The sequence below is a fragment of the Streptomyces sp. NRRL S-1813 genome, assembly GCF_000719605.1.
Classification (GTDB): Bacteria; Actinomycetota; Actinomycetes; order Streptomycetales; family Streptomycetaceae; genus Streptomyces; species Streptomyces decoyicus.
The window spans coordinates 245,026-259,716 of sequence record NZ_JOHB01000002.1; the positions used below are offsets into that span (position 1 = coordinate 245,026).

Annotated in this window: 11 protein-coding genes; 5 read left to right on the forward strand and 6 right to left on the reverse strand. The window is 70.7% G+C overall.

The features are described from left to right. Position 1: 1 nt before the first annotated feature. Together IF67_RS0105780 and IF67_RS0105785 are read right to left on the reverse strand one after the other, a co-directional pair. Complete coding sequence (locus tag IF67_RS0105780; protein WP_030982795.1) at positions 2-1,399, reverse strand: amino acid permease; 1,398 nt, start codon at positions 1,397-1,399, stop codon at positions 2-4. A 321-nt stretch (positions 1,400-1,720) separates the two neighbouring features. Further along, a complete protein-coding gene (locus tag IF67_RS0105785; RefSeq protein ID WP_051817721.1) occupies positions 1,721-2,677 on the reverse strand; it encodes a LysR family transcriptional regulator in 957 nt (318 codons plus the stop codon). Positions 2,678-2,859: 182 nt separating this feature from the next. Here IF67_RS0105785 and IF67_RS0105790 point away from each other — a divergent pair, with 182 nt between their 5' ends. The 4 genes from IF67_RS0105790 (at position 2,860) to IF67_RS0105805 (ending at position 9,141) form a co-directional block, all read left to right on the forward strand. Next, positions 2,860-4,029 carry an NAD(P)/FAD-dependent oxidoreductase gene (locus tag IF67_RS0105790; protein ID WP_030982798.1) on the forward strand — a complete coding sequence of 390 codons (1,170 nt, stop codon included), beginning with the start codon at positions 2,860-2,862 and terminating at the stop codon, positions 4,027-4,029. Positions 4,030-4,054: 25 nt separating this feature from the next. After that, positions 4,055-5,446: a VOC family protein gene (locus tag IF67_RS0105795; protein ID WP_030982799.1), complete on the forward strand. Its 1,392-nt coding sequence runs from the start codon at positions 4,055-4,057 to the stop codon at positions 5,444-5,446. A 37-nt stretch (positions 5,447-5,483) separates the two neighbouring features. Then, complete coding sequence (locus IF67_RS0105800; RefSeq protein ID WP_030982801.1) at positions 5,484-7,013, forward strand: aldehyde dehydrogenase family protein; 1,530 nt, start codon at positions 5,484-5,486, stop codon at positions 7,011-7,013. Positions 7,014-7,368: 355 nt separating this feature from the next. Continuing rightward, entirely contained in the window at positions 7,369-9,141 is a 1,773-nt protein-coding gene (locus IF67_RS0105805) for a M28 family peptidase (protein WP_030982803.1), read from the forward strand. Between the two features lie 126 nt (positions 9,142-9,267). Here the strand turns inward: IF67_RS0105805 and IF67_RS0105810 are convergent, their stop codons facing one another. The 4 genes from IF67_RS0105810 to IF67_RS0105825 form a co-directional block, all read right to left on the reverse strand. After that, positions 9,268-9,594: a hypothetical protein gene (locus IF67_RS0105810; RefSeq protein ID WP_030982804.1), complete on the reverse strand. Its 327-nt coding sequence runs from the start codon at positions 9,592-9,594 to the stop codon at positions 9,268-9,270. 113 nt (positions 9,595-9,707) lie between these two features. Beyond that, the gene (locus tag IF67_RS0105815) at positions 9,708-10,550 is read right to left on the reverse strand and encodes a DUF1206 domain-containing protein (protein ID WP_030982806.1); all 843 of its coding nucleotides are present in this window, start codon (positions 10,548-10,550) and stop codon (positions 9,708-9,710) included. 106 nt (positions 10,551-10,656) lie between these two features. Then, positions 10,657-11,940 (reverse strand): PP2C family protein-serine/threonine phosphatase, encoded by a 1,284-nt coding sequence (locus tag IF67_RS0105820; RefSeq protein WP_030982807.1) that lies wholly within the window; start codon positions 11,938-11,940, stop codon positions 10,657-10,659. 285 nt (positions 11,941-12,225) lie between these two features. Continuing rightward, positions 12,226-13,119, reverse strand: a complete 894-nt coding sequence (locus IF67_RS0105825; RefSeq protein WP_030982809.1) for a virginiamycin B lyase — start codon at positions 13,117-13,119, stop codon at positions 12,226-12,228. Between the two features lie 412 nt (positions 13,120-13,531). Here IF67_RS0105825 and IF67_RS0105830 point away from each other — a divergent pair, with 412 nt between their 5' ends. Next, complete coding sequence (locus tag IF67_RS0105830; protein WP_030982811.1) at positions 13,532-14,674, forward strand: hypothetical protein; 1,143 nt, start codon at positions 13,532-13,534, stop codon at positions 14,672-14,674. Positions 14,675-14,691: the final 17 nt, after the last annotated feature.

Genomic DNA, 14,691 nt, shown 5'->3' on the forward strand with positions numbered 1-14,691 from the left:
CTCAACGGGCCGGTGCGGGCTCGGGTTCGTCGGACTCGGTCATGTCGTCCAGGGCGTCGAGATCCACCGAGCCGCCCGGCATGACCTTGCGGGTGCGGCGGTAGCCGTACGCGGCGTAGATGATCAGGCCCACGACCAGCCAGCCGCTGAGCCGCACCCAGGTCTCCCACTGGAGGAACGACATCAGCCAGACGGAGAAGGCCATGCCGAGGACGGGCACCACCGGCATCCCAGGGCAGCGGAAGGTGCGCTTGAGGTGGGGCTTGCGGTAGCGCAGCAGCAGCATGGAAGCGGAGACCACCACGAATGCCAGAAGCACTCCGATGTTGGTGAGTTCGGCGACCGCGTTGATGGGCAGCAGACCGGCCAGCACGGCGGAGACGATGCCGATCAGCCAGGTGGCGCGGTGCGGAACCTTGCGCCGGGGGTGGATGGCACCGAACCACGCGGGCATCAGCCCGTCGCGGCTGAGCGCGTACCACAGGCGGGAGGCACCCATCATGAAGGAGAAGGTCACGGTGACGATGCCGATGACCGCGCCGACGGCGATCACGTTGGCCAGCCCGGTCATCCCCACGCTCTGGAACGCGCTGGCGATGCCACTGTTCGGGTTGAGCTTGCTGTAGTGCTGCATCCCGGTGAGCACGATGCAGACCAGCACGTACAGCACCATGGAGACCGCCAGCGACAGCATCATCGCCTTCGGCAGTTTGCGCCGCGCCTCCACCGATTCCTCGGCGGCCGTGCTCAACGCGTCATAGCCGAACACGGCGAAGAAGACCGTGGCCGCCCCGGTGAAGGCCCCGCCGAATCCGAACGGCGCGAAAGGATGCAGATTGCCGCTGTCGACCTTGGTGAAGCCGACCACGATCACCAGCAGCACGATGGCGATCTTGATGACGGTCAGCACCGTCTCCACCCGGGCCGAAGTGCGGGTGCCGCGGTTCAGCAGCCAGGCCACGCCGAGACAGATCGCCACCGCGAGCAGATCGACCCGGTGGCCGGCTCCGGTGCCGGGGGCGCCCAGCGCCCAGGCCGGCAGGTGGATGCCGACGGCCTCCAGCAGAAATCCCAGATAGCCCGACATCCCGATCGCCACGACGGCGACGATGGCGGTGTACTCCAGCAGCAGGTCCCAGCCCACGATCCAGCCCACGATCTCCCCGAGAACCGCGGCGCAGTAGGTGTAGGACGAGCCGGCCTTCGGCACCATTCCGGCGAACTCGGCATAGGCGAAGGCCGCACAGAGCGAGGCGGCACCGGCCACGAGAAACGAGACGAGGACGGCGGGGCCGGCGACGTCCCGGGCGACGGCCGCGGCCAGGCTGAAAATGCCTGCCCCGATGATGGCGCCGATGCCGATCATCGTCAGCTGGGTGAGGCCGAGGGTGCGCACCATACGCTCATCGGTGGGCTGTTCATGGGGAAGTGTGCGCCTGAAAATTCCCTGGGGTCCTCTTCCCGGCAACGCGGAGAGGGGAGACTTCGGGGTGTGATGGGGGGACATCGCTCGCTCCCTGTCAGGCAACGGCGGCACGACGGGCCACCGTCGTGGCGTGGGTCACCACTGGCCTGAAACCATCACTCACGATCCTCCCCGGCAAAAGGGATCCCAGCGCGACAACTTGCGTGGCTGAGGGCAAGCAGTACTGGTGCCGGAGCGCCGCAGGGTGAGAAGGCCGGGCTCTCGTGTAAAGGGCACCTTGTTCGGCGGGTCGGGTCAACTCCTCCGCGGGCCAGGCTTGTTGAGCGAGTCCGGCGGCCGGGCGGGGGTGTCGTGCCGGGCCCCGCACACCGCCCGCAGGACCTCGACCAGCGCCGCCACCGTGGGCCGGTGTTCGACGGAGGAACGGCACATCACCACGATGTGCCGTTCGACCCGTTCCCGCAGCCGCACGACATCGAGGCGTGACGCGCGCAGGCCGAGCATCAGGTCGGTCACCGTGCTCACCCCGATACCCGCCTCGACGAGCGCCAGCGTGGCCGCGGTATCGGTCACTTCGTGCTGGACACGGGGTTCGATGCCCGCTCGTCGGCAGGCGGTGCGCACCGCGCGGCCGTAGTAGCTGTCGGCGGACGGCAGGATCCACCCCAGATCCTGTGTCTCCGCCAGGCCGACCACCTCGCGTCCGTCCATCGACCCGGCGGGTACCGCCAGCGCGAACCGCTCGCGGTACAGCTGCCGCACCTGGAGAGCGGGCTCGCGCGGAATGGGCACGTCCGGGTAGTCCAGGCCGAGTGCCAGGTCCACCGCTCCGGACGCGACCGCGTCGTGCACCTCGTCCACATCCATATCTCGGCTGTGCACCGTCAGTCCGGGATGGACCCGCCGTACCTCCTGTAGCGCCGGCGGCAGGAGCTCGGCGGCTGCCGTGGCGAACAGCCCCACCTGGAGCACCCCGGAAATCTCCTGGCGGGTGCGCTCCAGAGCCTCGACGGCCTCCGCCTCCGTCGACAGAATCCGCTCGGCGTGACACGCCAGCGTCCGGCCGGCGTCGGTGAGCTCCACCCGTCGCCCGACCCGCCGCAGCAGCTCCATGCCCGCGGCCTTCTCCAGCGCGGCGATCTGCTGGGACACCCCGCCGGGCGTGTATCCAAGGGCCTGTGCCGCCGCAGTGATCGTCCCGCGCCGGGTCAGCTCCACCAGGGACCGCAGCTGGGCACTCGTCCAGTCCATATAGAGATCGTAATAGATCAGACGCACTAACTGTTCGTAGACGTCAACGGTTGCGGTGCTGCACGATGACGGGCAGCTAGCTGATCAGCGCTTCTTGCCATGCACCGACAGCCCCAGCCCACGCGCCGGACGGATGCCCCCGGCGCCGGCTTCGGCCTCTGGAAGGGATCGGCCTCTTGTCCATGTCCTCCATGTCCCGCACCGTGCCGCCGACCGCCGACGTCGTGATCCTCGGCGGCGGTGTGATGGGCACCAGCATCGCGTACCACCTGGCCGAGGCCGGGGTGCACCACATCGTCGTCGTCGAGCGCGGCGAGCTGGGCAGCGGCAGCTCCGGCAAGCCGATCGGCGGAGTACGGGCGCAGTTCTCCGACCCGCTCAACATCGAACTCGGCAGCCGGAGTCTGCGCGCCTGGCAGGACTTCGGGCAGCGCCCCGGTGCCGACATCCGGCTGGACAGCGTCGGCTATCTCTTCGCGCTCACCAGCGATCAGCAGGCCGCGGATTTCGAGACCGCCGTCCGGATCCAGAACAGCCTCGGCGTCCCCAGCCGCATGATCGGTCCCCGCGAGGCACACCAGCTGTGCCCCTACCTCAGCACCGACGGGCTGGTGGCCGCCGCCTACTCGCCGACCGACGGCCACGCCCGGCCCGGACTCGCGGTCCAGGGCTACGCGCGCGCCGCAGCCCGGGCCGGGGTCGTCTTCGCCACGCACACCACCGTCACGGGCCTCGACACCACCGGCGACCGGGTCACTGCCGTCCACACCGACCACGGCCGGATCTCCTGCTCCACGGTCATCTGCGCCGCGGGCGCCTGGTCCGAGCGGCTCGGCGCGATGGCGGGCGTCCACCTCCCGGTGCGCCCGGTGCGCCGCCAGCTCGCCTTCACCGCGCCGCTCACGCCGCCCGCCCCGCGCATCCCGTTCACCATCGACTTCGCCTCGACGGCCTACTTCCACAACAGCGACGACGGACTGCTGTTCGGCCTCGCCGATCCCGACCAGGCCGACGGCTTCGACACCACCTGGACACCGGACTGGCTCACGCTGTTCCGAGCCGCCGTACAGCGCCGGGCCCCCGCCCTCGCCGACATGGAGACCACCAGCGGCTGGGCCGGACTGTACGAGGTCACCCCGGACCACAACGCACTGATCGGACGCGCCGGCGCACCGCACAACTTCCTGTACGCCACCGGGTTTTCCGGCCATGGATTCCTCCAGGCCCCCGCCGTCGGCGAGATCATGCGCGATATCCACCTGGAGCGCACCCCGTTCATCGATGTCACCCCGTTCTGCGCCGACCGCTTCACGACCGGTGTACGGACCCGCCCCGAAATCCACGTGGTGTGAACCCCCGAAGGAAGGACGACCCGCGATGATCAGCCAGTGGCAACTGCGTGCCGCATTCGCCCAGCGGCTCTCGGACATGTACGGGCGGGAGGTGCCCGCCTACACCACGCTCGTGGAGGTCTCACGCGAGGTCAACGAGGACGTGCTACGGGCGCAGGGGGCCGACGCCGAGCGCCTGGGGTCCATCAGCCGGGTGACCGCCGAACGGCACGGAGCCATCCGCGTCGGCACTCCCGAGGAACTCCGGCAGGTCGCCCGCATCTTCGGCGCCCTGGGCATGTACCCGGTCGGCTTCTACGATCTGCGTGAAGCCGCCGCCAGCGCGGTACCCGTCGTGTCGACCGCGTTCCGCCCCGTCGACGGCGAGGAACTGGCCCGAAACCCGTTCCGCGTCTTCACCTCCATGCTCACCCCCGCCGACCCCCGGTTCTTCGACCCCGACCTGCGCGCCCGCCTGGAGAACTTCCTCGCCGGCCGTCAGCTCTTCCCCTCGGAGCTGCTGGTCCTCGCCGACCGCGCGGAAGCCGCCGGGGAACTGCCCGAAGCGGACGCCGAACGGTTCCTCCAACTCGCCGTGCGGGCCTTCGAACTCTCCCCGGAGCCGGTCGACCAGGCGTGGTACGCCGCCCTGGAACGGGTCTCCGCCGTCGCCGCGGACATCGGGGGTGTGCGCAGCACCCATATCAACCACCTCACTCCGCGCGTCCTGGACATCGACGAGCTCTACCGGCGCATGACCGAGCGTGGTATCGAGATGATCGACACCATTCAGGGACCGCCCCGCTGGAAGGGCCCCGACGTCCTGCTGCGGCAGACCTCCTTCCGTGCACTCGCCGAGCCCCGCGCCCTGCGCACCCCGGACGGCGACGTGATCAGCGGAGCCCTGCGGGTGCGTTTCGGAGAGGTCGAGGCGCGCGGTATCGCCCTCAGCCGCGAGGGCCGGGCCCGCTACGACCGGTTGCTCGCCCGCGTCGACGAGCAGGCCGCCCGCCTGCCGTACACCGACCGGGCCGAACTCGCCCGCGCCCTGTGGGCGGAAGAACTTCCCGACAGCGAGCAGGCCCTCGCCGTACAAGGCCTGGCGCACTTCACCTATCACGTCGCGCCCGGCCGCCCGCAGGACGGGAGCCGGCCGCCCGCCGGGCTCCATGACCTGCTGGAGCAGGGCTGGGTCCGGGCCGAACCCCTCGTCTACGAGGACTTCCTGCCCCGCTCCGCGGCCGGCATCTTCCAGTCCAATCTCAGCGACGAAGGCTCCAGGAACCAGGACCAGCAGGGCGCCGCATATGACAGCGCATGGCTCTCCGACGCCCTCGGCCGCGACGTCCTGGACCCCTTCGACCTCTACGAGGAGCAGCAGAACCGCTCCCTCGCGCAGGTCGCCCGGGAACTCGGACTCGACGCTGCACCCGCCTGACCGCCACCCGCACCCCTCAACACCCCAAGGGAGCACCATGACCAGCACCATCCTCCCCACCACCGAGGACCTGCGCACCCGTGCCCGCATCAGCCTGGCCACCATCGGCGTCACCGTCCCAGAAGGGGGCGACTTCTCCGCCCGCAGCCCCATCACCGGCGAAGACCTCTTCGGCCTGCGCGCGGCCACCGCCGAGGACACCGAGGAGGCCATCGCCGCCACCCGTGAGGCGTTCCTCACCTGGCGCACCACGCCGGCGCCCCGCCGCGGCGAACTCGTACGCCGCCTGGGCGAGTTGCTGCGTGACCACAAGAACGAGCTGGCCGACCTCATCACCATCGAAGCGGGCAAGATCCGCTCCGAGGCGCTCGGCGAGGTCCAGGAAATGATCGACATCTGCGACTTCGCCGTCGGCCTCTCCCGCCAGCTCTACGGCCGTACGATCGCCTCCGAGCGCCCCGGTCACCGTCTCGCCGAGACCTGGCACCCCCTGGGCGTGGTCGGCGTCATCTCCGCGTTCAATTTCCCCGCCGCGGTGTGGTCATGGAACACCGCCGTGGCCCTGGCCTGCGGCGACACCGTGATCTGGAAGCCCTCCGAGCTCACCTCCCTGATCTCGCTCGCCTGCGACCGGCTGCTGGCCCGGGCGGCCGAAGAGGTCGGCGCCCCCCGCGATGTGCACCGCCTGCTGCTGGGCGACCGCGCCATCGGCGAAAAGCTCGTCGACGATCCCCGTATCGCGCTGATCAGCGCCACCGGCTCCACCCGCATGGGACGTGAGGTCGGCCCCCGCGTCGCCGCCCGCTTCGGACGGAGCCTGCTCGAACTCGGCGGCAACAACGCCGCCGTCGTCGCACCCTCCGCCGACCTCGACCTCGCCGTTCAGGGCATCGTCTTCGCCGCGGCCGGCACCGCGGGGCAGCGCTGCACCACCCTGCGCCGGCTCATCGTCCACCGGGACATCGCCGACACCCTGATCGCACGGCTGACCGCCGCCTACCAGAAGCTCCCGATCGGCGACCCCTTCGACGAGACCACCCTCGTCGGGCCCCTCGTCTCGACCACCGCCCTGGACACCATGCAGGACGCCCTCACCCGGGCACGGGCCGAGGGCGGCAAGATTCTCGCAGGCGGCAACCGGCGCCTCGCCGACGCCGCACCCCGGGCCGCTTACGTCGAGCCGGTCATCGTCCGCGTCGACGAACAGACCGACGTCGTCCGCGAAGAGACCTTCGCGCCCATCCTGTACGTGCAGACCTACGACACCCTGGAACAGGCCATCGCCCTGCACAACGACGTCCCGCAGGGCCTCTCGTCCAGCATCTTCACCCGCGACCAGCAGGAAGCCGAGCTCTTCCTGTCCGCGGAGGGGTCGGACTGCGGCATCGCCAACGTCAACATCGGCACCTCCGGCGCCGAGATCGGCGGTGCCTTCGGCGGCGAGAAGGAGACCGGGGGCGGCCGCGAGTCCGGCTCCGACGCCTGGCGCGCCTACATGCGCTCCGCCACCAACACCATCAACTACTCCAGCAGGCTCGCCCTCGCCCAGAACGTCAGCTTCCTGTAGCCGCGGGCGGCGCACCCGCCCGGTCTGCCCCGCCGACCGCCCCCGTCCTGCCGTGCGCAGGGCGGGGGTTCGTCGTGGCCGGGGGAGTCCGAAGCCGCCCCCGGGCCGCGGCACGTGCCCGGATATCGGGCGCCACCTGCCGTTTTTCGACAAATACCGCGTTGCGCTGGGACATCCGTTGACGCGGCGGGTGCCGCGGTGTGATGGTACGGCGGCCTGAGTCATGGACATGCCGTTCTCCCGCCGCGCAGAGACTGCCCCCACGTTGCCGAAGCCGGCCGGACGAAGACGCTGCCGTGGCCCGGTGCTCCACCAGAACCTCCGTCGGTAGTACTCCCTACCCCCTCAAGGAGCCATGGTGTTTCGAAGACTCGCGGTGGCCGGCGTATCCGTCGCCGTCACCATGGGAGCGGCCCTGCTGGCCGTAGCCCCCACGGCAGCGGCCACATCGGAGACCAGCCCGCCACCCCATCCGCCCGCCTCCGCGATATCGGCCGTCGACCGGGCCGCCGATGCCCCGGACATCGACGTGACCAAGGTCCAGGCGCACCTCACCGAGCTGAACAACATCGCCACCCGTAACGGCGGCACCCGCAAATCCAGCGGACAGGGCTACCGGGACTCCGTCGCCTACGCCAAGAGCAAGCTACAGGCGGCCGGTTACACCGTCACCGAGCAGCCCTGCACCTCCGGCTGCGCCTCCGGGGCCGGACCCAACCTGATCGCCGAATGGCCGCAGGGCGACGCCACCAAGGTGTACATGTTCGGCGCCCACCTCGACAGCGTCGGGGCGGGACCGGGCATCAACGACAACGGCTCCGGCTCGGCCGCGCTGCTGGAGACCGCGCTCGCCCTCGCCGAACAGCACCCCACCATGGCGGCCCGCGTCCGGTTCGGCTGGTGGACGGACGAGGAGCAGGGCCTCAACGGCTCCGACTTCTACGTCCGTTCGCTCTCCTCCGCCGAGCGGTCGAAGATCAAGGCGTACTACAACTTCGACATGATCGCCTCCACCAACGGCGGCTACTTCATCAACCACCTGACCTCCACCGCGGCCCAGCCGATGAAGGCGTACTGGGACTCCCTCAATCTCCAGCCCGAGGAGAACACCGAGGGCGCCGGCCGCTCCGACGACTACTCCTTCGAGCAGGCGGGCATCCCCACCTCCGGATATGCGATGGGCGCCAGCGCCCGGAAGACCTCGGCGCAGGCGGCCAAGTGGGGCGGCACCGCCAGCCGTGCCTACGACCCCTGCTACCACCAGTCCTGTGACACCACGGGCAACATCAACGCCACGGGACTCAACCGCAGCGTCGACGGCATCGCCTACACCCTGTGGAAGCTCGCCGTCGGCGGCACCATCCCGGCGAACGACTTCTCCCTGACCGCCGGTCCCTCCTCCGGCAGCGTCGACCCGGGCGCCTCGGCCACCAGCACCATTTCCACGGCAACGACCAGCGGGTCCGCCCAGACGGTGGCGCTGTCGGCCTCGGGCGCACCGGCCGGTGTGACCGTCTCCTTCAGCCCCGCCTCCGTGACCTCGGGCAGCAGCTCCACCATGACCGTCGCCACGACGTCGGGCGCGGCAGCCGGCACCTACACCCTCAATGTCACCGGCACCGGGGCCGTCACCCACACCACGCTCTACACCCTCACGGTCAAGGGGGCCGGAGGCTGCACCGCCCAACAGCTGGTGGCGAACGGCGGATTCGAGAACGGCACCACACCCTGGACGGGCGACACCGGGGCGATCGGCGCGCACGCCGGCCAGTCCGCCCACGGCGGCAGCAGGTTCGCCTGGCTCGGCGGCTACGGCCGCTCCGCCACCGAATCCCTCGGCCAGTCGGTGACCGTGCCTGCCGGATGCAGCAAGGCCACCTTGACCTACTGGCTGCACATCGACACCGACGAGACCGACCGCGTCGCCTACGACACCTTCAAGGTCAAGGTGGACAGCACCACCCTGACGACCCTCTCCAACACCGACGCATCGAGCGGCTACACCCAGCGCACCCTGGACCTGACTCCCTACATCGGGCAGCGGATCACCGTGACCTTCGCCGCCGCCGAGGACAGCAGCCTCCAGACCAGCTTCGTCATCGACGACGCGGCCCTCCAGACCGGCTGACCGGCGGGCCCGGAGGGGCAAGGAACACCCGGCTTGCCCCTCCGGTGCCACCTCGACCCTGATCAGCGAACAGGACCGTAACGGGAGGGAGTTACGTCTTCCGGCGGCCGGGGAACCGGCGACGCGTCAAGCGGTCGCCTCGCTCGTCGCGTAGCACGAGGCGGCGTAACGGCCCCGGTCGCCGGTGGGCGTCCAGCCGCCGGTGCCCCGGCCGGGGTCGGCGAGAGCGAAGCCGTTGTCGAGCAGCTTTTCGCCGAGGGAGGCGGCGGGGAAGCCGCTGCCGTCGGGGGTGTCCTCGGCGGGCCACAGCGTGACGAGCAGGGCTTCGGTGTCGCCGGTGGCGGGTTCGCTGTCGAGGCTGGCGACTTCGAGGTGCCAGTGGCCGCTTCGGACAAAGGCCTCCGCGCGAAAGACGGCCGGCGCCGCCGGGGCGTTCTGGTGGGTCTCGGTCATACGACGGGGGCTCCTGTCATGGGGCGGGGAGTGCTGGACGGGTGGGACGTGTTGGATGTGCTGCACGTCTGTGATGATTCTGCGGGACGGCGGGGCCGGCCCGCCTCGGCCGTTCAGACGTTGCGCCACCGGGCCATCGCGAAGGAGAAGCCGCCGAACAGGGCCAGACCTGTGGCGATGGCGGCCAGCAGCCAGGGGCCCGCCGCGGTGTCGGCGAGGGAGCGGAGCGTGTCGTCCATGCCCTTGGCCCTGCCGGGGTCGTAGGTGACCGCGGCCCTGACGACGAACGTGCCGGCGACCGCGAACACACCACCGCGGGCGATGCCACCCGCTACGCCGAGGACATCGACACCGCGCCTGACGCGGTGCGACATTCCGCTCCGGTCGAGGTTCTTGTGGAACGTGCGCAGGATCGCCCGTACCGCGATCCAGATGCCGGCCACGGCGATTCCCACGCCCGCGGCGGCCACCAGCCAGGGACCGCCGGGCAGGTCCAGAGCCTTGGCCGTGGCATCCCGGGACTGCTGGTCGCTCGCACCGCTCCCGCTGCCCTGCTTCCCCGCCGCGAACGACAGCACGGAGAACGACACCACGGCGTAGAAGAGGCAACGGGCGAGGGACAGCAGTCGCGTTCCCGCCTTGTGCCCCTCGGGCCCGGCCGCGCCGAACCCTGCCTCGGACAGGCGCCACAGCGCCATCCCCGCCAGACCCAGGCCGAGCGCCCATATCAGTACGTTGCCGAACGGCCGGGAGGCGATTTCCGTCAGCGCCCCGCCGCGATCGGCCTGCTCACCGGAGTCGCCGAAGGCGATCCGTAGCGCCAGCACCCCCACGAGGAGGTAGATCACGCCGCGGGCCGCGAAGCCACCGCGTGCCGCGGCCCGTACCGCCGGGCTGCGTGCGGCACGGTGAGCTGTGCGTCGTCCGATCCGGGGTACCGCAGCAGTCGATGGCATGTGTGACCTCCAGAGCGCTTCTGCCCCGTCGTCGGGGGTGCACTCCGGTGGCCTCCGGCCGAGGAGGGAACCGCTGGTTCTGCCCGGGACCCGTGGCCCCGGCGCCTCAGAGGACGTCTCTGCCGGGCACGGTCCAGGGGGAGGGCATGGTGGTGTCGGCGGTGGTGTGCTCCGGGAGGCCGGCGAGGGCTTCGACGCGGGCGGGGCGGTAGGGGGTGGGGCCGCTCCATTCCAGCAGCAGGACCGTGGCGTCGTCGCCGAGCCGCCCGTCGTGGTGGGCGAGATGGCGCCTGATCAGACGGCGCAGGGTCTCCGGCACGGGCAGTCCGTCGGCATGGTGCTGGATGAGGAAGTCGGTGAAGCCCGCCAGGCCGAATTCCCGGCCTTCGCTGTTGCGGGCTTCGGTGATGCCGTCGGTGTAGAGCAGCAGACGGTCCCCGGGCTCCAGCTGGTCCCGGTACAGGGTGGGCGGCAGACCCAGGTCGGTGCCCATGGGCGGGGCGGGCGGGCCGACCAGGCTCAGGGCGGTGCGTCCTTTACGGATGATGACCGGCGGAGGGTGCCCGAGGCTGGTCCAGGTCAGTACCCCGGTGGTGGAGTCCAGCTCGGCCAGGATGCCCGTGGCATAGCGGTGCGTGCCGAATTGTTCCACCAGGGCTCGTTCCACGGCCTCGGCGATCCGCAGGAGGCCGGGGCTCTGCCGGCGCTGGTTGCGGCTGGCGGCGACCGCGAGGTTCGCGGTCAGCCCGGCTGCCGTGTCGTGGCCCATGGCGTCGAAGAGCGCCAGGTGCACGGTCTCGCCGGCGATGGCGTAGTCGAAGACGTCGCCGCTGACCTCGTAGGCGGGTTCCATCACCGCGCTGATCAGCACCCGGTCGGTGGCGAAGGTCCTGGGCGGCATGATGCGCCACTCCATCTCCGCGGCCACATTCATCCGCCGGCGCCGTACCAGCCGGGCGTAGGTGTCGCTCGCCCCACGCTTACTGACGATCATCAAGGCGACCAGCCCGGCAAGGTTGCGCAGGTCCTGGGCGGCCTCGGTATCCATCTCCGTGCCCGGGGCGGTCGAGGCGCGCATCACCCCCAGCCGCTCGGTGCCGTCGAGCAACGGCACCCACCACTGCTCGGCCCCGGATGCGGTGCTCCCGACGATGCCGCCTGTCTGGAACGCCCGCCCGGCGAGGGTGCCTTCCACCCGCACCACATCCGGCGGCGTCTCCGGCCCGCCTCCGGACCCATGGCCGGCGAGCCGGCACAGGACATCCTGTTGCAGATCGGCCAGGTAGATCAGCGCGTCCAGCCAGCCGACCCGGGCCGCGTGCCTGGCGACCACATCCGGCAGCTGCTCCAGCGCGATCACATGGCTGGCGGTGATCAGGTCACCCAGCATTCGTCCCCGGGCGGCTGCACTGCTCATTCCGGCACCTCTCCTCGGGTTGCAGCTCGCCGAGCCGTTCGCCCCGTGCGCTGTCCTTGTCGTGGCACCGTCGGTCGCCATTGCTCCCAGCGGCGATGCTTGTGCTGTCGATGGTGACACCGAGACGGAGCTTGCCGACAGCGACACCGCGGTGAGGTACGAGTCGGCGGCCCGAATCCGCCGCGCAGCGTCGCGACGAGACCTCGGCCCAGCGGACCCGGAGCGGCCGAACCGTTCCGCTCGCCTGGGAGACCGGCCCTAGAGCGCGAGGCGGGCTATCGCTCCGATTTCCAGCGCCACGTAGAGAGCGCCGTCGCGCCCGAAGGCCAGGCCGTGCGGTTCGGAAGAGGGGGTCGGCAAGTCGTACTCCTCGATGTGGCCGTCGGGGGTGATGGACCCGATGCGGTTGGCTCCCCATTCCGTGAACCAGCAGTCACCGGCCGGGCCGGCGACGATGGCATGGGGTCGGGACGCCGGGTCGGGCAGCGGGAATTCGGCTATCCGGCCGTCCGTGGTGATCCGGCCGATCCGGCCGGCGCCTATCTCGACGAACCACAGCGCGCCGTCCGCACCGCACGTGATGCCGACCGGTGCGGCGTTCTCGGTGGGGAGTGGGTGGAGGGTGAAGTCGCCCGCCAAGCTGAGGCGGCCTATCGCGTGTGCTTGATTGAGGGTGAACCAGAGGGCGTCGTCGGGGCCGGTCGTGAGCGCCGAGGGGAAGGCACCGCTGAGGGGCAGCGGGAACTCCGTCACCCGTCCGTCCGTGGTGATACGCCCGATGCGGTCGGTGTGCAGCTGTGTGAACCACAGCGCACCGTCGGCGGCGGACACCATGCCGAACGGGCCGCTGTCCGGAGTCGGGAGGGGGAACGAGGTCGCCTCCCCGGCCACGGTGATCCGTCCGATCCGATGGTCCCGGCTCCGGGTGAACCACAGCGCGCCATCGGGCCCCGGGGTGATGACGGAGGGCCCGCAGGATGCGGAATCGAGCGGGTAGCGGTCGAGGTGTCCGTCCGGCGTCCAGCGGGCGATCTCCCCGGCGTGGACCAAGGTGCACCACAGGGCGTCGTCGGGGCCCACGGCGAGGGCGTACGGGCCCGCGTCGGCGTCGGAGACCGGAAACTGTTCGAACGAGGCGGCACGGCGGGGCATTGGCTGGGTTCTCCCCTGAGCGGTTGTCTGAGCGGTTCGTTACCGCTACAGATGTTGCATTAAGTAGAATGACATGGCGACCACCGCGCAGGCAAGGGAATTCCCGGCGGTCCTCACGGTGTGGCGCCGCCCTCCCCGCCCGGCAGGCGCGTCGCGATGCCGTCGAGAAGGAACGCCAGGCTGAGCTCGAACCCAGGGGTGGGCGCGTGGGCATGAGCTGGGCGTACCAGAGGTGGCGCTTGACCATTGCCCAGGTCTCCACGGCCCGGCGTGGAGGTCGGCGCGCCAGTCGTCGCCCGGCCCGTCGGGTACCGGGACCTCTGCCGTGACGCTGTCCAGCATCAGGTCGGTCAGGCCGTCCTTGCTGAGCACGTAGCGGTACAGCGCCATCGGCGTGTAGGGCCCGAGCCGCTTGGCGACCGCCGTCAGCAACACCGGCCTCCTGTGGGCGGGGACCGCGGCGGACTACGTGGAGCAGCTCACCGCCTTCCACCGCTGTGTGCGCGGCGCGGACCCGGAGGCGACGGTGGTGCTCGGGGGCTGCGGCTACGACGTGCTCTCCAGTCCCGCCGACAGTCCGGCCCGGCAGTTCTTCGACCATGTCGTCGAGCACGGCCGCGACGCCTTCGATCTGTTCTCCGTCCATCTCTACGGTGACCCGCACGACATCCCCGGCCAGGTGGCATCCGTCCGCGGCATGATGCGCCGGCACGGCTATGAGCGGCCCGTGGTGGCGGGGGAGCACAACGGGCCGACGCTCTTCGAATTCCCCGAGGCCCAGAGCGTGTTCCAGCAGACGATGATGGCGGCGTTCGCGGGGCAGGGCCCTGCCGCCCCCGGGGCGCGGCCCGCGGACGCAACCTCGGACGGGCCTCTGGACGGGGCACCGCACACGACCTCGCCCGACGCGCCCCCCGAGGCCCCGGACCGCAGGACCATGCGCACGCTCTACGCCCGTATGGCCCAACTCCCGCCGCAGCTACAGATGTTCATGGAGGACTGGCCGCCCGAGCTCGCCGCGAAGCGGGACCGGATCAACTGCCGTCAGATCGTCACCCGTAACGTCCTCGCCCTCGCCTCCGGTGTGACCCGGACGGCCTGCTGGAATCTGGCCCCGGAGATCCCGGGCTACCGCGACCGCCTGAACATGATGGGATTCCTGTTCGGCAGACTGGCCCTGATGGACTACGACGGCACCGGCCTCACCCGGCGCCACCCGTCCGCCGACACCTTCGCCCTCCTGGCCGCCTGCCTCGACGGCACCTCGCACGTCCGGCGCATCGACGTCGAAGGCCGCCCGGACCTGTACGCCTTCGAGATGTCACGCGCGGGCCGCGGGCCGCTCCACGTCCTGTGGGCCGCCGGGGACGTCTTCACCGGTGAGGACGAACCGGGGACACCCGTCGACTGGCCGTGGCCCCACCCGGCCGTCCAAGGACTCGATGCGCTCGGCACCCGTGTGCCCGTCCAACGGGACGGTGGCACCGTGCGCGTCCGCCCCTCGGTCACACCGCTGTTCCTCTCCGCAGGACCGGAGGCAGTACCCCGGCACTGAGGAGAGGCCCGGCGCGT

Coding starts and splice junctions, on each gene's coding strand:
- IF67_RS0105780 (WP_030982795.1), bottom strand. CDS start 1,399: ATGGTGCGCACCCTCGGCCTCACCCAGCTGACGATGATCGGCATCGGC.
- IF67_RS0105785 (WP_051817721.1), bottom strand. CDS start 2,677: ATGGACTGGACGAGTGCCCAGCTGCGGTCCCTGGTGGAGCTGACCCGG.
- IF67_RS0105790 (WP_030982798.1), top strand. CDS start 2,860: ATGTCCTCCATGTCCCGCACCGTGCCGCCGACCGCCGACGTCGTGATC.
- IF67_RS0105795 (WP_030982799.1), top strand. CDS start 4,055: ATGATCAGCCAGTGGCAACTGCGTGCCGCATTCGCCCAGCGGCTCTCG.
- IF67_RS0105800 (WP_030982801.1), top strand. CDS start 5,484: ATGACCAGCACCATCCTCCCCACCACCGAGGACCTGCGCACCCGTGCC.
- IF67_RS0105805 (WP_030982803.1), top strand. CDS start 7,369: ATGGTGTTTCGAAGACTCGCGGTGGCCGGCGTATCCGTCGCCGTCACC.
- IF67_RS0105810 (WP_030982804.1), bottom strand. CDS start 9,594: ATGACCGAGACCCACCAGAACGCCCCGGCGGCGCCGGCCGTCTTTCGC.
- IF67_RS0105815 (WP_030982806.1), bottom strand. CDS start 10,550: ATGCCATCGACTGCTGCGGTACCCCGGATCGGACGACGCACAGCTCAC.
- IF67_RS0105820 (WP_030982807.1), bottom strand. CDS start 11,940: ATGCTGGGTGACCTGATCACCGCCAGCCATGTGATCGCGCTGGAGCAG.
- IF67_RS0105825 (WP_030982809.1), bottom strand. CDS start 13,119: ATGCCCCGCCGTGCCGCCTCGTTCGAACAGTTTCCGGTCTCCGACGCC.